Source organism: Streptomyces incanus (assembly GCF_042656345.1).
GTDB classification, from domain to species: Bacteria; Actinomycetota; Actinomycetes; order Streptomycetales; family Streptomycetaceae; genus Streptomyces; species Streptomyces incanus.
Map to the genome: position 1 here is coordinate 1 of NZ_JBHSPC010000035.1, position 25,838 is coordinate 25,838.

General features: G+C 72.6%; 20 protein-coding genes. 12 read left to right on the forward strand and 8 right to left on the reverse strand.

The features are described from left to right. The first annotated feature begins 243 nt into the window (after positions 1–243). The 3 genes from ACFP2V_RS13350 (at position 244) to ACFP2V_RS13360 (ending at position 3,579) form a co-directional block, all read left to right on the forward strand. Positions 244–1,092 (forward strand): GNAT family N-acetyltransferase, encoded by an 849-nt coding sequence (locus tag ACFP2V_RS13350; protein ID WP_381210501.1) that lies wholly within the window; start codon positions 244–246, stop codon positions 1,090–1,092. A gap of 113 nt (positions 1,093–1,205) precedes the next feature. Then, complete coding sequence (locus ACFP2V_RS13355; RefSeq protein WP_381210504.1) at positions 1,206–1,772, forward strand: GNAT family N-acetyltransferase; 567 nt, start codon at positions 1,206–1,208, stop codon at positions 1,770–1,772. A gap of 106 nt (positions 1,773–1,878) precedes the next feature. Next, positions 1,879–3,579, forward strand: a complete 1,701-nt coding sequence (locus tag ACFP2V_RS13360) for a proline--tRNA ligase (RefSeq protein ID WP_381210507.1) — start codon at positions 1,879–1,881, stop codon at positions 3,577–3,579. 526 nt (positions 3,580–4,105) lie between these two features. Here ACFP2V_RS13360 and ACFP2V_RS13365 read toward each other — a convergent pair. From ACFP2V_RS13365 to ACFP2V_RS13375, 3 genes are all read right to left on the reverse strand, one after another. Further along, entirely contained in the window at positions 4,106–5,017 is a 912-nt protein-coding gene (locus ACFP2V_RS13365) for an aminoglycoside phosphotransferase family protein (protein WP_381210510.1), read from the reverse strand. Positions 5,018–5,110: 93 nt separating this feature from the next. After that, positions 5,111–5,578, reverse strand: a complete 468-nt coding sequence (locus ACFP2V_RS13370) for a ferritin-like domain-containing protein (RefSeq protein ID WP_381210513.1) — start codon at positions 5,576–5,578, stop codon at positions 5,111–5,113. 3 nt (positions 5,579–5,581) lie between these two features. Beyond that, positions 5,582–6,127 carry a hypothetical protein gene (locus ACFP2V_RS13375; RefSeq protein WP_381210516.1) on the reverse strand — a complete coding sequence of 182 codons (546 nt, stop codon included), beginning with the start codon at positions 6,125–6,127 and terminating at the stop codon, positions 5,582–5,584. A gap of 255 nt (positions 6,128–6,382) precedes the next feature. Between ACFP2V_RS13375 and rimP the strand changes: the two genes are divergently transcribed. The 9 genes from rimP (at position 6,383) to ACFP2V_RS13420 (ending at position 19,330) form a co-directional block, all read left to right on the forward strand. After that, complete coding sequence (gene rimP, locus ACFP2V_RS13380; RefSeq protein ID WP_381210519.1) at positions 6,383–6,937, forward strand: ribosome maturation factor RimP; 555 nt, start codon at positions 6,383–6,385, stop codon at positions 6,935–6,937. Positions 6,938–6,939: 2 nt separating this feature from the next. Next, on the forward strand, positions 6,940–7,926 hold the full coding sequence (gene nusA / locus ACFP2V_RS13385) for a transcription termination factor NusA (protein WP_381210522.1): 987 nt from the start codon (positions 6,940–6,942) through the stop codon (positions 7,924–7,926). 102 nt (positions 7,927–8,028) lie between these two features. Continuing rightward, positions 8,029–8,322 carry a YlxR family protein gene (locus ACFP2V_RS13390; protein WP_381210525.1) on the forward strand — a complete coding sequence of 98 codons (294 nt, stop codon included), beginning with the start codon at positions 8,029–8,031 and terminating at the stop codon, positions 8,320–8,322. Between the two features lie 150 nt (positions 8,323–8,472). Then, positions 8,473–11,541 (forward strand): translation initiation factor IF-2, encoded by a 3,069-nt coding sequence (gene infB, locus ACFP2V_RS13395; protein ID WP_381210527.1) that lies wholly within the window; start codon positions 8,473–8,475, stop codon positions 11,539–11,541. A gap of 247 nt (positions 11,542–11,788) precedes the next feature. After that, on the forward strand, positions 11,789–12,082 hold the full coding sequence (locus ACFP2V_RS13400; RefSeq protein ID WP_042168337.1) for a DUF503 domain-containing protein: 294 nt from the start codon (positions 11,789–11,791) through the stop codon (positions 12,080–12,082). A 65-nt stretch (positions 12,083–12,147) separates the two neighbouring features. Continuing rightward, positions 12,148–12,597: a 30S ribosome-binding factor RbfA gene (gene rbfA / locus ACFP2V_RS13405; protein WP_381210531.1), complete on the forward strand. Its 450-nt coding sequence runs from the start codon at positions 12,148–12,150 to the stop codon at positions 12,595–12,597. Next, a complete protein-coding gene (truB, locus tag ACFP2V_RS13410) occupies positions 12,594–13,499 on the forward strand; it encodes a tRNA pseudouridine(55) synthase TruB (protein ID WP_381210533.1) in 906 nt (301 codons plus the stop codon). The genes rbfA and truB overlap by 4 nt, the downstream gene beginning before the upstream one ends. A gap of 799 nt (positions 13,500–14,298) precedes the next feature. Next, complete coding sequence (locus ACFP2V_RS13415) at positions 14,299–17,916, forward strand: serine protease (protein ID WP_381210536.1); 3,618 nt, start codon at positions 14,299–14,301, stop codon at positions 17,914–17,916. Positions 17,917–18,376: 460 nt separating this feature from the next. Next, positions 18,377–19,330 (forward strand): bifunctional riboflavin kinase/FAD synthetase, encoded by a 954-nt coding sequence (locus tag ACFP2V_RS13420; protein ID WP_381210539.1) that lies wholly within the window; start codon positions 18,377–18,379, stop codon positions 19,328–19,330. Positions 19,331–19,346: 16 nt separating this feature from the next. Here the strand turns inward: ACFP2V_RS13420 and ACFP2V_RS13425 are convergent, their stop codons facing one another. Genes ACFP2V_RS13425 through ACFP2V_RS13445 form a run of 5 tightly spaced genes read right to left on the reverse strand, consistent with a single transcriptional unit; the run spans position 19,347 to position 25,550 of the window. After that, complete coding sequence (locus ACFP2V_RS13425; protein ID WP_381210542.1) at positions 19,347–20,531, reverse strand: oligopeptide/dipeptide ABC transporter ATP-binding protein; 1,185 nt, start codon at positions 20,529–20,531, stop codon at positions 19,347–19,349. Next, positions 20,528–21,580, reverse strand: a complete 1,053-nt coding sequence (locus ACFP2V_RS13430) for an ABC transporter ATP-binding protein (protein WP_381210545.1) — start codon at positions 21,578–21,580, stop codon at positions 20,528–20,530. Before ACFP2V_RS13430 ends, ACFP2V_RS13425 begins: the two co-directional genes overlap by 4 nt. Continuing rightward, a complete protein-coding gene (locus ACFP2V_RS13435) occupies positions 21,577–22,545 on the reverse strand; it encodes an ABC transporter permease (protein WP_381210548.1) in 969 nt (322 codons plus the stop codon). Before ACFP2V_RS13435 ends, ACFP2V_RS13430 begins: the two co-directional genes overlap by 4 nt. Further along, entirely contained in the window at positions 22,542–23,621 is a 1,080-nt protein-coding gene (locus ACFP2V_RS13440; protein ID WP_381210551.1) for an ABC transporter permease, read from the reverse strand. Before ACFP2V_RS13440 ends, ACFP2V_RS13435 begins: the two co-directional genes overlap by 4 nt. An 18-nt stretch (positions 23,622–23,639) precedes the next feature. Beyond that, positions 23,640–25,550: an ABC transporter substrate-binding protein gene (locus ACFP2V_RS13445; RefSeq protein ID WP_381210554.1), complete on the reverse strand. Its 1,911-nt coding sequence runs from the start codon at positions 25,548–25,550 to the stop codon at positions 23,640–23,642. Positions 25,551–25,838 lie beyond the last annotated feature (288 nt).

Sequence of the window (25,838 nt, forward strand, 5' to 3'; positions counted from 1 at the left end):
GAGGAAGCCATGAAGATCGCCGAGCGGATGGAGGCCGACGGCGTGACCTCCGGCGAACCCCAGATCTCGGTCGCAGGCTGACGAAGCCCGTCAGGCCGGCCTGCCCGCCGGGGCCGGTCGTTCGGCCCGTCCTGCCCGGAAAGTTTCCGGGCGGGACCGTTTCTCTCCCGTGAAGCGGCAGCACACAAATTCGACGGGTACAGTGCGGAAACCAGCAGACCCAAGTGTGTGAGGCCCCCGCACGTGTTGACGCAGACCACCTCCCGGGTCCTCGAACCGAGTGACCTGGACGCCGCCCTCGCCATCCTCGACCGCGAGCCGGTGGCGAACGCCTTCGTGACATCCCGCGTGCAGGTCGCGGGCCTGGATCCGTGGCGGCTGGGCGGCGAGATGTGGGGCTGGTACGAGGGCGGCATGCTCACGTCCCTGTGCTACGCGGGCGCCAACCTGGTCCCCGTCTGCGCCACCCCCCGGGCGGTCCGCGCCTTCGCCGACCGTGCCCGCCGGGCCGGCCGCCGCTGCTCCTCCGTCGTCGGCCCCTCCACCCCCACCGCCGCGCTGTGGCGGCTGCTCGAACCCCAGTGGGGCCCCGCCCGCGAGGTCCGCGCCCACCAGCCCCTGATGGTCACCGACCGCCTGCCCGACGGCATCGCCCCGGACCCCTACGTCCGCCGCGTCCGCAAGGACGAGATGGAAAAGCTCATGCCGGCCTGTGTGGCGATGTTCACCGAGGAGGTCGGGATCTCCCCGCTGGCCGGGGACGGCGGCCTGCTCTACCAGGCCCGCGTCGCCGAGCTCGTCGGTGCCGGACGCGCCTTCGCCCGCTTCGACATGGACGGCAAGGTCGTCTTCAAGGCCGAGATCGGCGCCGCCACCGAGCGCACCTGCCAGATCCAGGGCGTGTGGGTGGCCCCGGAGTACCGGGGCAGCGGCCTCGCCGCCCCCGGCATGGCGGCCGTGCTCCGCTACGCACTCGCGGACGTCGCCCCCGTGGCCAGCCTCTACGTCAACGACTTCAACACCCCCGCACGCCGGACCTACCAGCGGGTGGGGTTCCAGGAGGTCGGCGAGTTCATGAGCATCCTGTTCTGAACCCGCCCGCTCCCCGGCCCCGGAACCGGCGGCCCCGCCCCCGCCCGCTCGGTGCCGATGGGCGGTCCGCGGAGCCGTCCCGCCCCGCGCCGACGCCCTGTAGTCTCCCCGACATGCTGCGCTTTCCCGGTCACGGGCACCCCGGCCCCGACGACATCGTGATCGGCCCTCTCGACCTCGCCGCCCACGTCGACGAGGCGCTGGCGGTCCAGGCGAAGGCGTTCGGCCTCGGCCCCGACGAGGTGGCCGTACGCCGGCAGATCGTGCTGCGCCACATGACCCTGCCGGGAGCCAGAGCCCTCGGTGCCACCGTCTTCGGCCGTCTCGTCGGCTTCGTCTACGGCATGCCCAACGACCGCGCCCACTGGTGGTCCACGGTCGTCGAGCCCCATCTGCGTGCCCGGGGTCACGACGACTGGCTCGACGGCTCCTTCGTCATCACCGAACTGCACGTCCACCCGCGCTACCAGAAGCACGGCATCGGTCGCTCCCTGATCACCACGATCACCGACGGCGCGGACGAACCCCGCTCGATCCTCTCCGCCATCGACATCGAGAGCCCCGCCCGCGGCCTGTACCGCTCCCTCGGCTACGAGGACCTCGCCCGCCGCGTCCACTTCCCCAGCGCCCCCAAGCCGTACGCCGTGATGGGCGCCTCCTTGCCGCTCCGTCGCGCGTAGGGCCGGAAGGGCCGGTGGAGCCAGGGGGCCGTTATCGATTTCCACCGCCCCGTCCCACCCCGCTAACCTCCAGGCACCACCCAGACGCAGCAGGAGTACGAGAACCATGGCGAACGCACCGGTCCAGCGCATGTCCCAGTTGATGGCGAAAACGCTGCGCGACGACCCGGCGGACGCCGAGGTCCTCAGCCACAAGCTGCTCGTCCGCGCCGGCTACGTGCGCCGCACCGCCGCCGGCATCTGGAGCTGGCTGCCCCTCGGCAAGAAGGTCCTCGCCAACGTCGAACGCGTCGTGCGCGAGGAGATGGACGCCATCGGTGCCCAGGAGGTACTGCTCCCCGCCATCCTGCCGCGTGAGCCCTACGAGGCGACCGGCCGCTGGGAGGAGTACGGCCCCGAGCTGTTCCGCCTCCAGGACCGCAAGGGCGGCGACTACCTCCTCGGCCCCACCCACGAGGAGATCTTCACCCTCCTGGTGAAGGACCAGGCATCCTCCTACAAGGACCTGCCGGTGATCCTCTACCAGATCCAGAGCAAGTACCGCGACGAGGCCCGCCCCCGCGCGGGTATCCTGCGCGGCCGCGAGTTCCTGATGAAGGACTCGTACTCCTTCGACCTCGACGACGAGGGCCTGACCCGGTCCTACGGTCTGCACCGCCAGGCATACCAGCGGATCTTCGAGCGCCTCGGCCTCGACTACCGCATCTGCGCCGCCACCGCCGGCGCGATGGGCGGCTCCAGGTCCGAGGAGTTCCTCGCCCCCGCCGAGGCCGGTGAGGACACCTTCGCGGACTGCCCGAACTGCGACTTCGCCGCGAACACCGAGGCGGTCTCCTACGAGCCGAAGCCCGTCGACGGCTCCGCCGTCCCGGCCGCCGAGGACATCCCGACACCCGACACCCCCACCATCGAGACCCTCGCCGCCTCGCTCGGCGTCCCCGCCTCGGCCACGCTGAAGAACCTGCTGGTCAAGGTCGGCGGAGAGATCGTCGCCGTGGGCGTTCCCGGCGACCGGGAGGTCGACCTGGACAAGGTCGAGGCGCACTTCGCCCCGGCCGCCGTCGAACTGGTCACCGCCGAGGACTTCGTCGGCCGCCCCGACCTGGTGCGCGGCTACGTCGGCCCGCAGGGCCTGGAGAAGGTCCGCTACATCGCCGACCCGCGCGTGGCACCGGGCACGGCCTGGATCACCGGGGCCAACAAGGCCGACACCCACGCCAAGAACGTGGTCGCAGGCCGCGACTTCGAGGTCGACGCGTACGTGGACGTCGTGGTGGTCAACGAGGGCGACCCCTGCCCCAAGTGCGGCACCGGCCTCCGGCTCGACCGCGCCATCGAGATCGGCCATATCTTCCAGCTGGGCCGCAAGTACGCCGACGCCCTCAAGCTCGACGTCCTCGGACAGCACGGCAAGCCCGTCCGCGTCACCATGGGCTCCTACGGCATCGGCGTCTCCCGCGCGGTGGCGGCCCTCGCCGAGCAGACCGCCGACGACAAGGGTCTGTGCTGGTCCAAGGAGGTCGCCCCGGCCGACGTCCACGTGGTCGCCGCGGGCAAGGCCCTGCAGACCGAGCTCGCCCTCGACGTCTCCGCCCAGCTCGCCGCCGCCGGTGTCCGCGTCCTGGTCGACGACCGCGCGGGCGTCTCCCCGGGCGTGAAGTTCACCGACTCCGAACTGATCGGCGTCCCGCAGATCCTGGTCGCCGGCCGCCGCTCCGCGGAGGGCATCGTCGAGCTGAAGGACCGCCGTACCGGCGAACGCGAGGAGCTCACCGTGGCCGAAGCGGTCACTCGCCTCACGGCCTGACCACATCGCCACCGGGAGCCCGCGCGGAGCCGTCCTCCGCGCGGGCTCCGGTGATCTTGGCCGATGCCCTGTGGCCCGGTGCGTGCTTCCTGCTGCTCCGGCTGTCGGCGGTGCGGGCCCGTAGGCCAAAATCCACAGTGCGGCCGCCGTACCGGCGAACGCGTGGAACGCACCGTGGCCGAGGCCCCGGCTCGCTCCACGGCCTGACCACATCGCCACCGGGGCCCGCGCGGAGCCGTCCCCGCTCGGGTTGTCGGTGACTTCGGCCGATGTCCCATGGCCCGGTACAGAATTCCCGGCGTTCGCCGCGGGAGACCGGAGCCGGTCCGCGAACCACGGCAGCAGCCCACGTCGTGATCACCGCCGAGAGCCGGACCGTACGCCGCGGCTCACCGCGTGACCGAGTCACCGGCGGACGGGAGGACACGGTGGACGAGGAGATCACCCCGCTCACGCCCTCACCACGGCGAGGCCGGAGCCCGCGCGGAGGACGGCTCCGCGCGGGCTCCCGGCGTCCCGCACGGTGTCAGAGCCAGCCGGCGAACTCCAGGAGAAGCTCCGCGTCCCGGACGCGGCCGACGCGGCGGGCGCGCACGCCGGACTCCACCGCGCGGAACAGCGTCCAGCCGCGCAGACGCTCCTGGTCGATCTCCAGGGACTCCGCCAGGCGCTTCATCCGGCGGCGGGACGTCGTCGCGCCGGACGGCTGGGCGATCAGGTCCTCCACCCGGTCGCGGACCAGCCGGGCCAGGTCGAAGGCACACTCCCCGACCACCGGGTCGGGGCCCACCGCCAACCACGGCATCCGCCCGGCGGAGAGCACCTTGCTCTGCCGGAACGTGCCGTGCAGCAGCCGGTGCTCGGGCGGCCCGGCCAACAGCTCCTCGCGCGCCGCCAGCGCCGCCGACACCAGCGGTGCCAGCTCAGGGGCGCCCGCGGCACCCGCCCGCATCGCCTCGGCCTGCCGGCCGGTCCGCTCGGCCACCGTCTCGAAGACGTGAGCGGTGTCCCCGGCGGGCGGCTCGACCCACAGCCGCCGCAGCGTCCCGGCAGCCTCCAGCAGGGCCTTCGCCTCCGGCAACGACCGCACCGAGACATCCGGATGCAGCCGCTCCAGCAGCAGTGCCCCGTCCGAGGAGGAGGGCTCCAGCAACCGGACCGTGCCCAGCCCGTTCCAGTGGGCCAGCGCGGCCCGCTCGCTCTCCGGCCGGGCCCGCGCCGGGGCCAGCTTCAGCACGGCGGGTGTGTCGTCGGCCGTCCGCACCAGCACCACCAGGCTGCTGCGCCCCCCGGGCACCTGTACCCGTTCCACGGTCAGCCCGCGCAGCGCGACGGCCTCGCGCGCCGCCTCGGGCAGCTTCTCCAGCCAGTCCGCACCGCCGTCGGGAGCCGTCTCACCCAGCGCCCTCACCAGACGCTGCGGCGGTTCGAAGACCATGCGCGAGTCGTTCCCTTCGTACCCTTCGTGCTGTGCGCGGCACCTGCCGCCGTCCCCTCACGCCGCTTTGGCACGCCCTCGCGTGCGGTCCCGTCACACCGCCGGCATCGACGGATCCTTCGAGGACGGCTCGGCCCGCTCGGCGAGCCCAGGGAAGGCTACGCTCTCCCCGCTCCAGCGCACCGCCCGCACCGCGGCCTCCCTCAAGGCCTCGGCCGCCGCGCGGCGCCGCTCGCCCCCGCTCACGCGCACCAGGTCCGAGTACACCCCGGCCACCCGGTTCTCCAGCTCCGCCGCGAGCCGCACGGCCGCGGCCGGGTCCGGTACCTGGAACGGCAGCGCGTACCCCGCGGCCGCGGCCACGGGATCGGCGCCCGTGTCCTTCACCTCGCGTACCAGCGCGTCCCGGCGCGCGCGGTGCGCGTCGTAAGCCGAGCGCGCGTCCGCGCGCCGGTCGTCGGCGATCCGCCCGCCGACGACCCCGTACCCGTACACCGCCGCGTGCTCCGCCGCCAGGGCCGCCTGGAGCGCCCGCAGCTCCCGGTCCTTCGCCTCGCTCACCCGTCAGTCCTCCGTCAGCAGAAACACATGCGCCGCGCCGGCCGCCGCCACCGACGCCAGCAACCTGGCCAGCTCGGCCGGCGCGGCGAGCAGTTCCTCCAGACGCCGGTCGGCGATCTCCCGCTCGGCGGCGGCGAGCCCGGAGAGGGCGTCCTTCTCCTTCGTGGGCACCGGCACCGGTGACGAGGCGGACGGCCCCGCCCCGGTGGGCGCCGGCGACTCCGGCGGCGCCGACGCCGAACCCGCCGCGGTCCCGAAACTCTCGAAGGCCTTCGCGTGCCGCACGGCGTCCTCGCGCAGCGGGCCCAGCCGCTGTGCGAGCCCGGCGTGCGCCGCGATCACGGCGTCGTACCGCTCGGCCAGCTCCCTGCTGTCGCGCGCCGCCCGCGCGCGTGCCCGTTCGGAGGCCGGGGGACGGCTGTCGACGACGGGACCGGCATCCCCGGATCCGGCGGAACAGCCCGCCGCGAGCAGGGCCGTCGGGACGACGGCGAGCAGGCTCCTTCTGCGCGGCCCCGTACGGGCGCGCGGAGCATGGGGGAACGGCACGGCAGACGTCCTCGGGGGCTCGTACGGAACGTGGCGACGGAAGAAGGGCCCCGGGCTCTCTCGTCGAACTCCCGTCCGCCGGGAGTTCGACGACAGGGCCCGGGCCCGTGATCACGGTACCTGTGCATTTCCCCGACGGCGCTCAGCGGCACCCTCCGCGACCGGGTGGACGGCATCACCCCCCGCGACCGGATACCCTTTGACCAGACACGCGCCCCATCCCACAACAGCACACGCGGCCGAGGAGTCACCCGGATGAGCAGCACCCAGAGCGAGAGGCTTCGAGACCTTCTGGAACCGCTCGTCAGCTCGCAGGGCCTCGATCTCGAGGAGATCGCCGTGGACGCGGTCGGCCGCAAGCGGGTGCTGCGCGTTGTTGTCGACTCGGACACCGGCGCGGATCTGGACCGGATCGCCGATGTGAGCCGCGCGCTCTCGGCGAAACTCGACGAGAGCGACGCGATGGGCAGCGGCGAGTACACCCTCGAGGTCGGAACCCCGGGCGCCGAGCGCCTCCTCACCGAGCACCGTCACTACGTGCGCGCCACGGGCCGCCTGGTGAGCTTCCGGCTGACGGAGGGCGACGAACTGGTCGCCCGGATCCTGCGGACCGACGACGACGGCCTCGACCTCGAGGTGCCCGGGGTCAAGGGCCGCAAGCCCACCGCGCGCCGGCTCGCCTTCGACGAGATCGACAGGGCGCGCGTCCAGGTCGAGTTCAACCGCCGGGACGACAGGTCCGCCGCGCAGGACGCGAACGACACGAACGACACGAACGACACCAACGACGAGACGGAAGAGGAGGCGTAGCCGTGGACATCGACATGAGCGCCCTGCGGGGTTTGGTACGGGAGAAGGAGATCTCCTTCGACCTGCTGGTCGAGGCCATCGAGTCGGCCCTCCTCATCGCCTACCACCGCACCGAGGGAAGCCGCCGCCACGCGCGCGTGAAGCTCGACCGGGAGACCGGGCATGTGACGGTGTGGGCGAAGGAGGACCCCGAGGACCTCGACGAGGGCCAGGAGGCCCGTGAGTTCGACGACACCCCGTCCGACTTCGGCCGCATCGCCGCCAGCACGGCCAAGCAGGTCATCCTGCAGCGCCTGCGCGACGCCGAGGACGACGCGACGCTCGGCGAGTACGCCGGCCGTGAGGGCGACATCGTCACCGGCGTGGTCCAGCAGGGCCGCGACCCGAAGAACGTCCTGGTCGACATCGGCAAGCTGGAGGCCATCCTGCCGGTGCAGGAGCAGGTGCCCGGCGAGACCTACCCGCACGGGCTGCGGCTGCGCAGCTACGTCGTCCGGGTGGCGAAGGGCGTGCGCGGCCCGTCCGTCACCCTGTCGCGCACACATCCCAATCTGGTGAAGAAACTCTTCGCCCTGGAGGTGCCGGAGATCGCCGACGGTTCGGTGGAGATCTCCGCCATCGCCCGTGAGGCCGGTCACCGTACGAAGATCGCCGTCCGCTCCACCCGGTCCGGGCTGAACGCCAAGGGCGCCTGCATCGGCCCCATGGGCGGCCGCGTACGCAACGTGATGGGCGAGCTGAACGGCGAGAAGATCGACATCGTCGACTGGGCGGACGACCCGGCCGAGATGGTGGCCAACGCGCTTTCTCCGGCCCGCGTCACCAAGGTGGAGGTCGTGGACCTGGCGGCCCGGTCCGCCCGGGTGACCGTGCCGGACTACCAGCTGTCCCTGGCGATCGGCAAGGAGGGGCAGAACGCCCGCCTGGCCGCCCGTCTGACCGGCTGGCGGATCGACATCCGGCCGGACACGGAGCAGCCCGGGGAATAGATCCAGGCCGTCGCTCGCTGAGATCACGACAGTCTCGCGTGCGGCACGTGTTCGATGTTTGCCCCAAAGGGGTGAGGTCGGTCCGGGGAGGTAGACTTAGTAGTGTCTGGCCGGACACCTACCCGCGCGCGCCCCGAGCGCACCTGCGTGGGCTGCCGGGAACGAGCGGTCAAGAACGAGCTGCTGCGGATCGTGGTGATCGAGGATGCGTGCGTCCCCGATCCACGCGGTACGCTGCCCGGTCGGGGCGCGTATATGCATCCCGCCCCGGTCTGTTTTGACCAGGCGGTGCGCCGAAGGGCGTTTCCGCGGGCGCTCCGCGTCCCGGGACCGCTCGACGTAAAGGCGTTGCGCCACTACGTCGAGCAGGCACAGGGTTGCGACAGCAATCCGTAAGAAGACATGCCGCGCGGAGCCCCCTGTGCGGTCTGGTACCTCGCGAGTCGAAAGCAGGTCGAGATTGCGATGAGCACTCGATGAGTACGCGATGAGTACGCCCATGAACTAGCGACGGTCCGGACGCAACCCGGACCTCAAAGGAGCGAAGTGGCTAAGGTCCGGGTCTACGAACTCGCCAAGGAGTTCGGTGTCGAGAGCAAGGTCGTCATGGCCAAGCTCCAAGAGCTCGGTGAATTCGTCCGTTCGGCGTCTTCCACGATCGAAGCGCCCGTAGTACGCAAGCTGACCGACGCATTCCAGCAGGGCGGGGGCAACGGCAAGTCCGGTGCCAAGCCCGGCGCGCCCAGGAAGGCCGCGCCCAGGCCCGCGCCGTCCCCGGCGCAGGCACGTCCCGCAGCACCGCGGCCGCCGGCCGCACCCAAGCCCGCCGCGGCGCAGCAGCCCGCGGCCCCGTCGGTGCCCGCTCCGACGACCTCCGGTCCGCGTCCGACGCCGGGGCCGCGCCCCGCGCCGCGTCCGGCACCGGCGGCCCCGGAGTTCCAGGCCCCGCCGGCCGCTGCTCCGGCTCCGTCCCCGGCGGCTCCGTCGGGTCCGAAGCCCAACGCGCGTCCCGGTGCCCCCAAGCCCGGCGGTCGTCCCGCCGGCCAGGGTGCTCAGGGCGGCCAGGGTGCTCAGGGCGGCCAGGGCGGCCGTCCGGCCGGTCAGGGTCAGCGCCCCGGTGGCGGCGGTCAGCGTCCGGGTGGACGCCCGGCCGGTCCGCGTCCGGGTAACAACCCCTTCACCTCCGGTGGCTCCACCGGTATGGCCCGCCCGCAGGCACCTCGCCCGCAGGGCGCGCGTCCCGGCGGTCCCGGCGCCCCCGGCGCCGGTCCCCGTCCTCAGGCCCCCGGTGGCCAGGGCGGTGGCGGTCCGCGTCCGCAGGCTCCGGGCGGGCAGCGTCCCTCCCCGGGCTCGATGCCGCGTCCGCAGGGCGGCCCCCGTCCCGGTGGCGGCCCCGGCGGTCCGCGTCCCAACCCCGGCATGATGCCGCAGCGTCCGGCTGCCGGTCCCCGTCCAGGTGGCGGTCCCGGCGGTGGTCGTGGTCCGGCCGGTGCCGGTCGTCCCGGCGGCGGTGCCGGTCGTCCCGGTGGCGGCGGCGGTTTCGCCGGTCGTCCCGGTGGCGGCGGTGCCGCTCGTCCCGGTGGCGGCGGCGGTTTCGCCGGTCGTCCCGGTGGTGGCGGCGGTTTCGCCGGCGGCGGTGGCCGTCCCGGCTTCGGTGGCCGTCCCGGCGGTCCCGGTGGTCGTGGTGGCACGCAGGGCGCCTTCGGTCGTCCCGGCGGTCCGGCCCGTCGTGGCCGCAAGTCGAAGCGGCAGAGGCGCCAGGAGTACGAGGCCATGCAGGCCCCGTCGGTCGGCGGCGTGATGCTGCCTCGCGGCAACGGCGAGAGCATTCGCCTGTCGCGCGGTGCGTCGCTCACCGACTTCGCGGAGAAGATCAACGCCAACCCGGCGTCGCTCGTCGCGGTCATGATGAACCTCGGCGAGATGGTCACCGCGACCCAGTCCGTCTCCGACGAGACGCTCCAGATGCTCGCCGGCGAGATGAACTACACGGTTCAGATCGTCAGCCCGGAGGAGGAGGACCGCGAGCTGCTCGAGTCCTTCGACCTGGAGTTCGGCGAGGACGAGGGCTCCGACGAGGACCTGGTCGTCCGTCCGCCGGTGGTCACCGTCATGGGTCACGTCGACCACGGCAAGACCCGCTTGCTCGACGCCATCCGCAAGACGAACGTCGCCTCGGGCGAAGCCGGCGGCATCACCCAGCACATCGGTGCCTACCAGGTCGCGACCGAGGTCAACGACGAAGAGCGCAGGATCACCTTCATCGACACCCCGGGTCACGAGGCGTTCACCGCCATGCGTGCCCGTGGTGCGCGGTCGACCGACATCGCGATCCTGGTCGTCGCGGCCAACGACGGCGTCATGCCGCAGACGGTCGAGGCGCTCAACCACGCCAAGGCGGCCGACGTCCCGATCGTCGTCGCGGTCAACAAGATCGACGTCGAGGGCGCCGACCCGACCAAGGTGCGCGGTCAGCTGACCGAGTACGGCCTCGTGGCCGAGGAGTACGGCGGCGACACCATGTTCGTCGACATCTCCGCCAAGCAGGGTCTGCACATCGACAGCCTCCTGGAGGCCGTCGTCCTCACCGCCGACGCCTCGCTCGACCTGCGGGCCAACCCGACGCAGGACGCGCAGGGCATCTCGATCGAGTCCCGGCTCGACCGCGGCCGCGGTGCCGTGGCGACCGTCCTCGTCCAGCGAGGCACCCTGCGGGTCGGCGACACGATGGTGGTGGGCGATGCCTACGGCCGCGTGCGCGCCATGCTCGACGACAACGGCAACAACGTCGCCGAGGCCGGCCCGTCGACGCCGGTCCAGGTCCTGGGCCTGACCAACGTCCCGGGTGCGGGCGACAACTTCATCGTCGTCGACGAGGACCGTACGGCCCGTCAGATCGCCGAGAAGCGTGCCGCCCGTGAGCGCAACGCCGCGTTCGCCAAGCGCACGCGCCGCGTGTCGCTGGAGGACCTGGACAAGGTGCTCAAGGCCGGCGAGATCCAGCAGCTGAACCTGATCATCAAGGGTGACGCGTCCGGATCGGTCGAGGCCCTCGAGTCCTCGCTGCTCCAGCTGGACGTCGGCGAAGAGGTCGACATCCGCGTCCTGCACCGCGGCGTCGGTGCGGTCACGGAGTCCGACATCGACCTGGCGATGGGCTCGGACGCCATCGTGATCGGCTTCAACGTGCGCGCCGCCGGGCGGGCACAGCAGATGGCCGAGCGCGAAGGCGTGGACGTCCGGTACTACTCGGTCATCTACCAGGCGATCGAGGAGATCGAGGCGGCCCTCAAGGGCATGCTCAAGCCGGAGTACGAAGAGGTCGAACTCGGCACGGCGGAGATCCGCGAGGTCTTCCGCTCGTCCAAGCTGGGCAACATCGCGGGTGTTCTCATCCGCTCCGGCGAGGTCAAGCGCAACACCAAGGCGCGCCTCCTCCGCGACGGCAAGGTCATCGCGGAGAACCTCAACATCGACGGTCTGCGTCGCTTCAAGGACGACGTCACCGAGATCCGCGAAGGCTACGAGGGCGGTATCAACCTCGGAAACTTCAACGACATCAAGGTCGACGACGTCATCGCGACCTACGAGATGCGCGAGAAGCCGCGGGCGTAACACCCCACGGTGCGAGCCGGCCGGCGGGACCGCGGTCCCGCCGGCCGGCTCGTGTGTCCGGGGACGGGCACAGGGCCGGCCGGCGGGGCACGGAACCGGGGGACCGGGCCGGGTATGCTCCCCGGCCCGGTCCACGGAGCGTAATACCCGTCGATCGGCCCGCTCCTTCGATGTACGGTTCTGATGTCCCTGCCCACCACGGACGGCGGGGGCGCCGATCCCGTACCGGCGGGTGAACCGGTTGTGCATGTATGTGGGGACGCTGTCCTTCGACCTCCTCCTCGGCGACGTCAGGTCGCTGAAGGAGAAGCGCTCCGTCGTCCGCCCGATCGTCGCCGAGCTCCAGCGGAAGTACGCGGTGAGCGCGGCCGAGGTGGATCACATGGATCTTCATCGCAGGGCCGTCGTCGGCCTGGCGGTGGTGTCCGGCGACGCGGCGCACCTGACCGACGTGCTGGACCGGTGCGAGCGGCTGGTCGCCGGGCGCCCCGAGGTGGAGCTGCTGTCCGTCAGGCGGCGCTTCCACGGCGAGGACGACTGACGAATCCGGGCTCCGGGAACTCGGGGCTTTGACAACTCGGACAGGAAAGAACGGGAGACGGACCAGTGGCCGACAACGCGCGGGCGAAAAGGCTGGCGGACCTCATCCGAGAGGTGGTGGCCCAGAAGCTGCAGCGCGGGATCAAGGACCCGCGGCTCGGCACGCACGTCACCATCACGGACACCCGGGTCACGGGTGACCTGCGGGAGGCGACCGTCTTCTACACGGTGTACGGGGACGACGAGGAGCGGAAGGCCGCCGCGGCGGGCCTGGAGAGCGCCAAGGGCATCCTGCGCTCCGAGGTGGGCCGGGCGGCGGGCGTGAAGTTCACGCCGACCCTGGCGTTCGTCATGGACGCGCTCCCGGACACCGCGCGCAACATCGAGGACCTCCTCGACAAGGCGCGCCAGTCCGACGCCAAGGTGCGCGAGGCGTCCGCGGGCGCCGCGTACGCGGGTGGGGCCGACCCGTACCGCAAGCCCGAGGACGACGAGACGGACGACACCGCCGAATGACCCAGAAGCACACCACGCCCGACGGCCTTGTCATCGTCGACAAGCCGTCGGGCTTCACTTCGCACGACGTGGTCGCCAAGATGCGCGGCATCGCCCGGACCCGCCGCGTCGGCCACGCCGGCACCCTCGACCCGATGGCGACGGGCGTCCTCGTCCTCGGCATCGAACGGGCCACCAAACTCCTCGGTCACCTCGCGCTGACCGAGAAGGAGTACCTGGGCACCATCCGGCTCGGGCAGGACACTCTCACGGACGACGCCGAGGGCGGGATCACCTCGTCCACGGACGCCTCCGGGGTCACCCGCGAGGCCGTCGACGCCGGGGTGGCCAAGCTGACCGGTGCCATCATGCAGGTGCCGTCCAAGGTCAGCGCTATCAAGATCGACGGAGTGCGCTCCTACAAGCGGGCCCGTGAGGGCGAGGAGTTCGACATCCCGGCCCGGCCGGTCACCGTCTCCTCGTTCACCGTGTACGACGTCCGCCCGGCCGTCGCCGAGGACGGCACCCCGGTGCTCGACCTGGTCGTCTCCGTCGTCTGCTCCTCCGGTACGTACATCCGCGCCCTCGCCCGCGACCTGGGCGCCGACCTGGGCGTCGGCGGTCACCTCACGGTGCTGCGCAGGACCCGCGTCGGTCCGTACAAGCTGGACGCGGCCCGCACCCTCGACCAGCTCCAGCAGGAACTGACCGTGCTGCCGATCGCGGAGGCCGCCGCGGCGGCCTTCCCCCGCTGGGACGTCGACGCCCGGCGCGCCCGGCTGCTCACCAACGGCGTGCGCCTGGAGATGCCCGAGGAGTACGCGGGCACCGGCCCGGTGGCCGTCTTCGACCCCGAGGGCACCTTCCTCGCCCTCGTCGAGGAACACCGGGGCAAGGCCAAGAGCCTTGCGGTCTTCGGCTGACGGTCGGGCGGGCCGACGGGCCGGCAGGCTCGCGGGTGTGGCCGGTCCGACTGCCCGGTGGACCTCACCGGCCCACCTCCCGGCCGGCCCACCGCTCGACGGTATGACCCGGTGAACCGTCCAGTGAGCCCGATGGGGACCGGCACGGCCAGAAGACGACCTGATCGGCCCGCCGCGCGGCGGGCCTGGCACGCTCACCGGTGTGACCGGTGTTATCGCCGGGCCTTGCCGACGTGACCGGCTGAGCGGGTTCATCGGAGTGGTCGGTTCGGCCGTGCGATCGGCCGTGCGATCGGCCGTGCGATCGGCCGTGCGATCGGCAGTATCGGTCTCGCCGGTCTCGCCGGTCTCGCCGGTCTCATCGGCCGACCGGCTTGTCCGGCCGGCCAACCCTGCGGCTCGACCGTCCCATGGTTCCACCGGTCCGACCCCTCGGCGGGCTCGACCGGTCCCTCGGTGTTCGACGGGGAAGCGGTCGGTTTGACCGCTCGACCGGCCCGTGCGGGCCCATCGTCCCCACCAGCCGCCCGGCGCCGCAGGGTCCGCCCGTGGAGCGGCGTCACGGGGATTGCATGCCGCCACTCCACGGTCCCCCTCGGTTCTCCCACCTCCAGGGTGTATCCACTTGTGGCTGTCCTTTCACCCGTAAGTGCAGGCGCTCGGAGTGAACGGGGGAGTGGAAGGGGGCGCGTTTGCCGAGGGCGCTGTGTCGCTGATCACCCGGCCCTACTGTCGAGTCGAGGCAATCGAAGGCACAGCACGAAGGCACAGCACGAAGGCACAGCATGAAGGTTCGACGATGACGTCGCGCGACCCGTCCCGTCATGAGCGGGACACGCTTCACGACCCGGCCGGCCGGAGTCCGGGGGAGGCCCCTCCGGCGCGGCGGGAGCCGTCGCCCGCCGATGTCCTCGTCCGCGTCCAGGACCTCGACGGCCGCCCGCGCGGCCTCGCCTTCCCCGCCGACCACCGCGGCACGCTGATCACCGGCCACGAGGCCGTCGACGGCCTCCCCGGCCTCGTCCTGCACGCCCCCGGCGACCGCCACCGCGTCGTGGGCGCCGACGCCGTCACCCCGCTGCCCGAGCTCGGCCTCGCCCTCGTACACGCCGAAGGGCTCGGCGTCGAGCCGCTACCCGTCACCGCGCGGGACCGCCCCGACAACGGCACCTACGTGCGGATCGCCGCCGGGTGCTGGCGCGAGGCACGCGTACTCGGCGCGGCCACCGTGACGTACACCGCCACCGAGCGCTGTCACACCCTCGACGACGCGCTGGAGCTCGCCATCGGCACCACCGGCCGTGACGCGCTGCGCACCGGCGGCGGAGCGGCCGGCGGCCCGGTGCTCGACGCCGCCACCGGCGCCGTCCTCGGTGTCCTCGGCACCGCGCTCCGCTCCGGCGGCCGCGACGGCGGCTTCGCCGTGCCGCTCCGCCCCGCCCCGGCCGCCCTCACCGCACTCCTCGCCGAGAACGCGGCGACGGTCCCGGCGTACGGCACCGACCTCAACCTCGCCGGTGTGCTGGAACTCACCGCCACCTCGGTCGGGCAGGACGGCCCGTCGGGCGCCCTCGCCCCCGGAGACGTCGTTCCGGTGGAGCGGGCCGCCACCACCGCGGAGTTCACCGCGTTCGAGCACGGCCCGGCCGCGGTCCTCGGCCTCGTCGGACCGCCCGGCAGCGGCCGTACGACGGAGCTGGCGGCGCTCGCCGCCCGCCGCCACCGCGCCGGCGGCCCCACGCTGTGGCTGCGCGGCGCCGATCTGCGGGAGGACGACCTCTCCGTCGCCGACGCGGCCCAGCGGGCGCTCGACCGGGCCGCCCGCATCGTCGCGGCCTCCCGCACCCTGGTCCCGGCCGGACCCGAAGGCCTCGGCGACACCGGCCCGGCCCGCCTCGCCGGCCTGGCCCGTGGCGTCGGCCGCCCGCTGCTGCTCCTCCTCGACGGCCCCGAGGAGATGCCGCCCGCCCTGACCGGACGCCTCGCCCAGTGGACCGACGGGACGGCACGATGGCTGCGGCGGACCGGGGCGCGCCTGGTCGTGGGGTGCCGCGCGGAGTACTGGGAGAGCGCGGGTGCGCTCCTCCCGGCAGAGCTGCTGCACCAGCACCAGGGCGGGTCTCAGGGTGAGTCCCCGGGCGGCCCCCCGGCCGGGGACCTTCCCGCGTGCGTGCGTCTCGACGACCTGACCGCCGACGAGGCCATCGAGGCACGGGCCCGCTACGGCATCCCGGAGGGCTCCCCGGCCGACACCCGGCACCCGCTGACGCTCCGGCTGCTCGCGGAGATCAGGGCCGCCCTCGCCGACGCCCCGGACGCGCCGGACGCCCGCGCGGACCGGCACGATGTCCTCTCCGCCCACCTGGACCTGATGTGCCTGCGCGTGGCCGTACGCCTCGCCGCCGAGAACGGGCTGCGCGGCACCGCCGTACGCCGGCTGGCCGCGCGGGTCGCCGGGCAGGTGCACGAAGCAGCCCGCCGCAGCCTGGGCCCCGGTCAGGGCGAGCTGGACCGGGCGGCGTTCGAGGCGGTGTTCCCGTGGGGGCCCGCACCGGCCGGGCTCGGCGGCGGCACCGGCTGGGCCTCCGCCGTACTCGCCGAGGGCCTCCTCGTCCCCGCCGGGACCGGCTACCGCTTCGCCCACGAGGAACTCGCCGACTGGCTCCAGGGCACCCACCTGGACCTGGACGGAGCCCTGCGCGCCCTGGTCCATGGCGACCCCGACACCACCGACGGCATCCCCGTTCCGCACCATCGCGCCGGGCCCGTCGTCCAGGCCATGCTGCTGCTCGCCCGGCAGCACGGCACAGACCCGCTGGCCTCCCGGCTCGCGGACCTGGTGCATGCCCTCGACGCCGGGACCGGCTCCTGGTGGGCCGCCCGGCTGCTCACCGAGACCCTCGCGCGCGTGCCCGACGCGACGCCCTACACCGGGGTGCTGCGGCTGCTGGCAGGCCGGATCGTGGCCTGGCGGCAGCAGCGGCGGCCGGTGCCCGGCGAGCTGGGTCCGGCCTTCTGGACCGCTCTCCCCCTGCCCCTGGAGACCGGCTTCGAGCTGCTGCGCGGGCTCGTCCACGCCGACGGCCCCCCGTACGAGGCCGGCCCCCGTTTCCTGGACGCCGCCTCCCGCCTGTTCAGCGCCGACCCCGTCGCCGTACTCCCGCACCTCGTCCGGTGGTTCGAGGACGAACGGCCGCTGCCCGCCACCCCGCACGCGACGGTCGCGACGGCGGCACAGGCACTGCTGCACACCCACCGGCACCGCGCCCCGGACACCCTGACCGAGGCGCTCGCCGACAGCCCGCACCAGCGGGCCGAACAGCTCCTCGGCGTGCTGGCCGAGGAAGACCCTTCGACGGTGTGCCGGGCCGTCGACCGCTGGGCGCGTGACGAGCGCCCCGCCCGCCGCGTGGCAGCGGTGACGTACGGGCTGCTGGCCGCACCGCACGCCCGCGACGAGGCCGACCGCACCCTGCTGCGGTACGCGGCCCTCGCCCTGCTCGTACGGACCGGCGACCGCGCCCTGCACGGCGGCGCGCTCGCCCTGCTCGTCCAGGACCCGAGCAGCAGGGACCGCCACCTCGCGCGGGCTCTGGAACACTTCGCGCTCGGCGATCCGTACGTCCCACCGAGCGCGCTGGCCGGTGCCCTCGCCACCCACCCGGAGGCCGTCCTCGACGCCTTTCGCGCGAGGCTCGCCCGGAGGGACGCGCGCGAGACACCGGACACTCCCGCCGATGCGCCCGTTTCCACCGACGCGGATGCCTGCGCCGACACGGCCGGACTGGCCCCGCGCGTCGCCGCGCTGGTGAGGGCGGCGGTGGAGCGGCGGCCGGACCTCGCGGGACAGCTCGCCGCGTACGCGGACCGGCGCCTGGACCAGGAACCGGCCGACCGAGACGTACTCCTGCCCCTGCTCACCGGCCTGCTGGACGCCGGTCCGCAGCCGCTGCGGGCCGCCCTCGCCGGTGCCCTCGCCGAGCCCGGCACCCCCGCCTCGCGCCCCCTGCGCCGCGAACTGCTGGACCCGCTCCTCACCCGCGACCACGACCCCGACCTACTGGCCGCGGTGCTGGGCGCCGCCGCCCGCCACACCCACGACCCCCGCCACACCCACGACCCCCGCCACACCCACGACCCCCGCCACACCCACGACCCCCGCCACACCCACGACCCCCGCCACACCGGCGACCCCGCGCGCGAGCTCGTCCACCACACCGGGCTGCTCCTCGTCCGCACCCCCGACGGCGCCGCCCGCTTCGACCACGTCCTGGCCGACCTGGGGCGGCACGTTCCGGGCTTCGCCGCCGCCCTGGCCCACTGGCTGGCGGACGCACCCCAGGAGTGGGCGGATGTGGTCGGACCCGGCACCCGGCGGATGATCGCGACCCGTGAGGGAGTGGGCGTCTCCGCATGAGGGCCTGTCCGGCGGATCATGCCGAAGACGGGAGGACCGGCACGTCCTCCCCCCAGCTCTTCGAGCAGGGGGTGCCCCAGCCGCGTTGTCGTCACTCGCCGGCTCCCCCGAGCTCTCGGCTTCTCCCCACTCCCGGCTCCCCCCACTCTCGACTTCGCTCGAGCGGGGGGACCCCATGAGCAGGGGCCCCATGAGCAGGGGACACCCCCTGGCGTCGACGCCCTCCTCCGCCGTGCGGCTGAACACACCAGCCCTCGCTCGCCCCAGCCGGGCGGATGATGCCGGCCACCTCCGAACTTGATCCGTCGGACAGGCTCGAGCCGTGACCGGGAGTGCACAGCGTCACAGTGCCCGAGCGCCGATGCCGATGCGAGCCGACGACGGTCGGCATGGCACCCTTAGACCTGCGTAGGAGAAGTCCACGGAATCGGCCCGACAAGGTTTCGACAAGGAGCAGGCAGTGCAGCGCTGGCGTGGCTTGGAGGACATCCCCCCGGACTGGGGGCGCAGCGTCGTCACCATCGGTTCCTATGACGGAGTCCACCGCGGGCACCAGCTGATCATCAGGCACGCCGTGGACCGGGCCCGGGAACTGGGTGTCCCCGCGGTCGTCGTCACCTTCGACCCGCACCCCAGCGAGGTCGTCCGCCCCGGCAGCCACCCGCCGCTGATCGCCCCGCATCACCGCCGCGCGGAGCTCATGACCGAGCTGGGAGTGGACGCGGTCCTGATCCTCCCCTTCACCACGGAGTTCTCGAAGCTGTCGCCGGCCGAGTTCGTGGGCAAGGTCCTGGTCGACAAACTGCACGCCAAGGCGGTCGTCGAGGGCCCCAACTTCCGCTTCGGCCACCGGGCCGCGGGCACCGTGGACTTCCTCGTGGAACAGGGCAAGATCTACGACTTCGAGGTCGAGGTCGTCGATCTGTACGTGAGCGGCGAGGCCGGCGGCGGCGAGCCGTTCTCCTCCACGCTCACCCGCCGCCTGATCGCCGAGGGTGAGATCGAGGGCGCCGCCGAGATCCTGGGTCGCCCGCACCGGGTGGAGGGCGTGGTCGTCAGCGGCGCCCGGCGCGGCCGCGAACTGGGCTTCCCCACGGCCAACGTCGAGACGCTCCCGCACACCGCGATCCCCGCCGACGGCGTCTACGCGGGCTGGCTGCACGCCCAGGGCGAGGCCATGCCGGCCGCGATCTCCGTCGGCACCAACCCCCAGTTCGACGGCACCGAGCGCACGGTCGAGGCATACGCCATCGACCGCGTCGACCTGGACCTCTACGGCCTGCACGTCGCAGTCGACTTCCTCGCCTTCGTCCGCGGGCAGGCGAAGTTCGACTCGCTCGAGGCGCTGATGGAGCAGATGGCCGCGGACGTCAGGCGCTGCAAGGAACTGGTGGCAGCGGCCGAGAGGCCGTAGGTACGTACGCGGGCCCTTATGCGCGAAGCGGCGGGGCAGAGGGCCCGGACGGACCCCGGGCTTCGCGCGCGTGGGCCCAGTGGCAGGCCACCTGACCGACCGTGTCCTTGCCTCCGTCCCCGTCCCCGCCCGCACCTCCGCCGTCGAGGATCTCCAGGTCCCGGGTCCGGCACGCGTCCGCGACGCCCGCCCGGTCCGCCTCCCCGCCGAGCAGGATCTGGCAGCGCGTGTGGAACCGGCAGCCCTCTGGAACACGGGTCGGATCCGGTGGCTCACCGGTCAGGACCACCGGGTCGCCCGGGGCTTTTGGGAGCACCGACAACAGGGCCTGCGTGTACGGGTGCCGGGGCGCGGTCAGTACCTGCTCCACCGCCCCGATCTCCACGATCCGGCCGAGATACATCACCGCGACCCGGTCGGCGATGTTCCAGGCCAGCCCGAGATCGTGCGTGACCACCAGCGCGGCCAGGCCCAGCTCGGCACGGAGCCGGAGCAGCAGGGCCAGGATCTCGCCGCGTACGGAGGCGTCCAGGGAGGCCACCGGCTCGTCCGCGACGAGGAGTTCGGGCTCCAGGACCAGCGCGCCCGCGATCACCACCCGCTGGCGCTGACCGCCGGACAGCTCGTGTGGATAGCGCAGGAAGAAGCGCTCCGGCGGCCGCAGCCCGGTCCGGGACAGGGCCTTCGCGACCGCCGCACGCTCGTCACCGTCGTACCCGTGGATGCGCAGCCCCTCGGCCACCGCGTCGTACACCGTGTGCCGGGGGTTGAGCGAGCCGCTCGGGTCCTGGAGGACCAGCTGGACCCGCTTGCGGTACGCCTTGAGGGAGCGGCCGGAGTAGTCGAGCGGCCGCCCGTCGAAGGAGACGCGCCCCGCGGTCGGCTCGACCAGGCCCAGCAGGACGCGGGCCAGGGTCGTCTTGCCGCAGCCCGACTCGCCCACCAGGGCGACGATCTCACCGGGCCGGATGCCGAGGTCGACACCGTCCACCGCGCGGGCGGGCCCAGCACCGCGCCGTCCGGGGAAGGCGACCCGCGCTGCTCGGGCGCTCAGCAGGGGGGCGCCGGCGAACGCGGGGGAGGGGGAGGGGCCCGGACCGTCGGTGGAATCCGAGGAGCCGGTGGAGTCCGAGGAGCCGGGGGAGCCGGTGGAGCCGGGGGAGCCCGGAGGGCCGGGGGCAGCAGCGGGGGAGGCCGTCATGGGGTGGTCCGCCTCACTTCATTCAGGGAGCACGCATCGGAACCCCGAGGGTGGGACTCACGCGGCCCCGGTTCGTGGACCGGTGGCTCCTCCGTCGCGTCCGTCGTGACCCGTACGCACGCCGCCCGTCGCTTTGGCCCCGCCACCCGCAGCGGCTGGTCTTCCACCGCACAGGACTCCAGGGCCACCGGGCAGCGCGGATGGAACGTGCACCCGGCCGGCAGCGCCGACGGGTCCGGCGGGTCGCCCTCCAGGCCGCGCGGCGCGAAGCGCGACGCCGGGTCGCCGATGCGGGGGAACGCCGCCGACAGGGCGCGGGCGTACGGGTGCCGGGCGGCCTCGTACACCTGCTGGGCCGGGCCCTCCTCCACCACCCGGCCCGCGTACATCACCGCGAGCCGGTCACAGGTGTCGGCGAGGACCGCCAGATCGTGACTGATCATGATCAGGCCCACGTCCTGGTCGGCCACCAGCCGCTCGATGAGCCGCAGGATCTGCGCCTGGATCATCACATCGAGCGCGGTGGTCGGCTCGTCCGCGACGATCAGCATCGGATCGCAGGCCAGCGCCATCGCGATCATGACGCGCTGGCGCTGACCGCCGGACAGCTCGTGCGGGTGGTCGGCCGCCCGAGCGGCCGGCAGACCGACCTGCTCCAGCAACTCGACGGCCTTCTTCCGGGCCCCCGCCGGGGTTGCCCTCCGGTGCAGCAGGAGCGGCTCGGCGATCTGGTCGCCGATGCGGTGCACGGGGTTGAGCGAGTGCATCGCGCCCTGGAACACGATCGAGGCCCCGGCCCAGCGGACCGCCCGCAGACGGCCCCACTTCATGGCGAGCACGTCCTCGCCGTCCAGCAGGATCTCCCCGCCGGTCCGCGTCCCGGACGGCAGCAGTCGCAGCAGGGCCAGCGCGAGCGTCGACTTGCCGCAGCCCGACTCCCCGGCGATGCCCAGCTTCTGCCCGGCCTCCAGGCTCAGGTCCACCCCGCGCACCGCGGCGGCCCCGCCCGCATACGTCACCGTCAGGTCCCTGACGTCGAGCAGACTCAACGGGACACCCCCAGCCTGGGGTTGAGGACGAACTCCACGGCACGCCCGCAGAGCGTGAACGCCAGCGCCACCACGGCGATCGCGATGCCCGGTGGCACCAGGTACCACCAGTGCCCGGCACTGACCGCACCCGCCTCCCGCGCGTCCTGCAGCAGCCCGCCCCACGACACCACCGTCGGATCACCGAGCCCGAGGAACGCCAGGGTCGCCTCCGCCAGGATCGCCGCGGAGATGATCAGGGTCGTCTGCGCCAGCACCAGCGGCATCACATGGGGCAGCACATGGCGCGACATCACATGCCAGTGGCCGCCGCCCAGCGCCCGCGCGCGTTCGATGTACGGCCGGGTCTCCACCGACAGGGTCTGCGCGCGCACCAGCCGGGCCGTCGTCGGCCAGGTCGTGACCCCGATCGCCACCACGATCGTGACGAGCGAACGGGACATCACGGTGGCCAGCGCGATCGCCAGGACCAGTGTGGGCATCACCAAAAACCAGTCGGTGACCCGCATCACCACCGTCGCGTACCAGCCACGGAAGTGTCCCGCCGTCACTCCGATCAGGGTGCCGATCGCCACCGACAGTACGGCGGCGAGCAGCCCCACGAGCAGCGACACCCGCGCACCCCAGATCACCAGACCGAGCAGATCCCGCCCGAACCGGTCGGTGCCGAAGGGGAATCCGGCGCTCGGGCGCTCCAGCGGGCTGCCCGGCGCGTTCGTCACGCTGTCCACGTCGGAGCCGGCCAGCAGCGGAGCGGTGAGGGCCGCCAGCGCGAACAGGAGGAGCACGGCCAGGCCCACGACGCCGGACCGGTGGGCGCGGTACTGCCGCCAGAACCGCGCCGCCGAGGCCCCGCGCCGCCGCCACGCGAGCGTGCGCGGACCTCCCGCACTGCCCGGGGCGGCCGGTGCGGTCGCCGGCGGGGTCGCCGCTGTCCCGGTCGTCCTGTCCTCGTCCGTCGTCATCGGCCCACCCGGGGATCGAGCAGCGGATAGATCAGATCGGCCAGCGTGTTCATCATGACCACCGCCGCGGCGAACACGAGGAACAGTCCCTGCACCAGCGGCAGATCGGGCACGCTCAGCGCCTGGTAGAACAGCCCGCCGAGCCCCGGCCAGGAGAAGACCGTCTCCACCAGGATCACCCCGGCCACCGTCCGTCCGAGGTTGATGAAGATCAGCGTCACTGTCGGCAGCAGCGCGTTGGGCACCGCGTGCCGGCGCCGGACCAGGTCGTCACGGAGCCCTTTGGCGCGCGCGGTGGTCAGGTAGTCGCTGCCCATCTCGTCCAGCAGCGCCGACCGCGTCACCAGCAGCGTCTGCCCGTACTCCACCGCCACCAGCGTCACCACCGGCAGGACCAAGTGGTGCGCCACGTCCAGGACCTGGGCGAAGCCCTCCTCGCCGCCCGACTCCATGCCGCCGGTGGGGAACAGCCCCGGGACCGGCCCGACGCCCACCGACAGCGTGGTGATCAGCAGCAGCCCGAGCCAGAAGGACGGGATGGAGTACAGGGTCAGCGCCAGACCCGTGTTGACCCGGTCCCCGAGCCGCCCGTGCCGCCACGCCGACCGGGTGCCGAGCACGATGCCGAGCACCGTGTAGAGGACGAAGGCCGTACCGGTGAGCAGCAGCGTGTTCGGCAGCGCCTCGGTGACCTTGGCGACCACCGGCGCGTTGAACTGGTACGACGTTCCCAGATCACCCGTGAGAGCCTTGCCGCAGTAGTCCGTGAACTGCTGCCACAACGGCAGATCCAGCCCGAACTCCCGTCGATATACGGAGAGTTGCTCGGCCGAAACCTGACGGCCGCCGGTCATGAACTTCACCGGGTCGCCCGGGATCAGCCGGAAGAGGAAGAAACTGGTGACGAGGACGGCCAGGAGGGACACGGCCGCGCCGGCCACCTTGCCCGCCACATACCGCGGATACGCGGTGGTGGTGCGGGCCCGCGGCCCGCGGGAGGCCGCCGGTCCGTCCTTCACCGGACCGGAGGCCGTCCGGGCGCCCTCGACGGGAGCGGATGTCGCGTCGGCGGTCATGAGTATCCGTTCGCCCGTCTACTCGCGGTCCTCGGCCGTGGCCCGCCGCCGCATCGCCACGAACACCCCGAGGCCCGCGAGGACGACGACACCCGCGACGATCCCGACGACCACACCCGTCGACGACGAACTGCCGGAATCCTCACCGGATTCCGCGGGCACCGCGGACCACCAGCTCCAGTAGCCGTCCTGACCGTAGATGTTGCCCGCCTTGGAGGGCATCGTGGTGATCGACTCGATCTGGTCGGTGCGGTACGCCTCGACCGCGTTCGGATACGCCATGACGTTCATGTACCCGAGGTCGTACAGCCGTGATTCCATCTGCTGGACGATGTTCGCCCGTTCGGCGGGGTCGTACTCGGCCAACTGCTGTGCGTACAGCCCGTCGTACTTCTTGTCGCAGATGAAGTTGTCGGTCGCGCCGGTGTCCTCGGGTGTCGCCGGGAGCGCCCCGCAGGTGTGGATCGACAGGACGAAGTCGGGATCGGGGTTGACCGACCAGCCGTCGAAGGCGAGATCGTACTCACCGGCGAGCCAGGGATCGGTCACGTTGTCCAGGCAGTTGAGCGTGACCCCGATGCCGAGAGCGCCCCACCACTCCTCGAGGTACTTGCCGATGGCCTTGTCGTTCGGGTCGGTGGCGTGACACAGGATGCGGTAGTTCAGCGGCTTGCCGTCCTTGCCGGCACGCTTGCCGTCCCCGTTCCTCTTGAAGCCCGCCCGATCGAGCAGTCGGGCCGCCTTCTCGGGGTCGTACGCGAGCTCCTGGCCGGCCGACGGCTCCCAGAAGTACTTTGCGTAGCGCGGTGGGATGTAACCCGCGCCGTTCACCGCGTGGCCCTGGAACACCTTGTCGACGACGGCCTTCCGGTCGACCGCCATGAACAGTGCGTTGCGCACCCGCTGGTCCAGCAGCGAGGGATGCCCGTCGCCCATCTTCTCGCCGTTCTTCGCCTTCGCCCCCGGGTTGGTGGCGAGGGCGTAGAAGCGGCGGCCGGGCGCATCGTTGACCTTGATGTCCTTCTCGTTCTGGAGCGAGGCCGCCTGGGCCGGAGTCAGGGACGGCGACCCGGCGACGAACGACACCTCACCCTTGCGCAGCGCCGACACCGCCGCGTCCTGGTCCTTGTAGTACCGGAAGAGCAGCTCGTCGAACCTCGGCGCCCCGCGCCAGAAGTCCTTGTTGGCCTCCAGCCGCACATAGCTGTCGGCCTTGTAGTCGGTGAGGACGAACGGCCCGTTGCCGACGACGGGGAGGTCCTTGTCGTTGTTGAACTTCGAGAAGTCGTCGACCTTCTCCCACACATGCCTGGGCACGATGGGCACGTCCAGCGCCGTCATGGTGGCCTGCGGCTTCTTCAGCCGGATGACCAGCTCGGTCGGGCTCGGTGCCGTGACCTCCTCGAAGTTGGCGACGAAGCTGCCGTTCGCCGTGGCCGCGCCCTCGTCGGTCATCATCGTGCGGAACGTCCACGCCGCGTCCTCGGCGGTGGCCCGCTCCCCGTCCGACCACTTCGAGTCGGAGCGGATGGTGTACGTCCACGTCAACTTGTCCGGGGACGACTCCCACTGGGTGGCCAGCCCCGGGACGACATGGTTGTCCTCGGGGTCGTAGTTGGTCAGATACTCGTACGTGAGCCGGTGAATGCTCGTACTGAGCAACCGCACCGCGAGGAACGGGCTGAGCGAATCGACGCTCTGCGCCACCGCGACGGTCAGCGTCCGCTTGCCGTCGCCGGCCGCTTGAGCCTGCCGCGGTGCCGGATCGAGGGGGGTCGCGAGCCCGGCGGTGAGGGCGAGCGCGGCCGCACCGGCCGCCGCGGCGAGCCGGACACGGCGGGGGACCGCACCACCCCGGGTACGGGCCCGGTGCCGGGTGCGGGAACGTCTGACGCCGTGGTGCCCGCCGTACTGAACATTCGTGTCCATAGGTCGCTGACCTCGCGTCATCACTCGCACGGGAAGGACGGGGTGATCAGGTGAGTGCTGAGTGTTTACCAGCGACATCTGTAGCCGTCAACGGCGCGCGTACCCCATATGGCCTGCAGAAACAGCGAATTGGCGAGCACTTTGCGCTCAGTGGTCGAGACCACTGAAGTGCTCCTGGTCAGCGCCTGACGCCGGGATGCGACCCGGAAGCGGGGACGGCCCGCACCGCGTACGAACGGTGCGGGCCGAAACGGGATCGGCCCCTCGAAAGGGGCCGATCGGGTGACA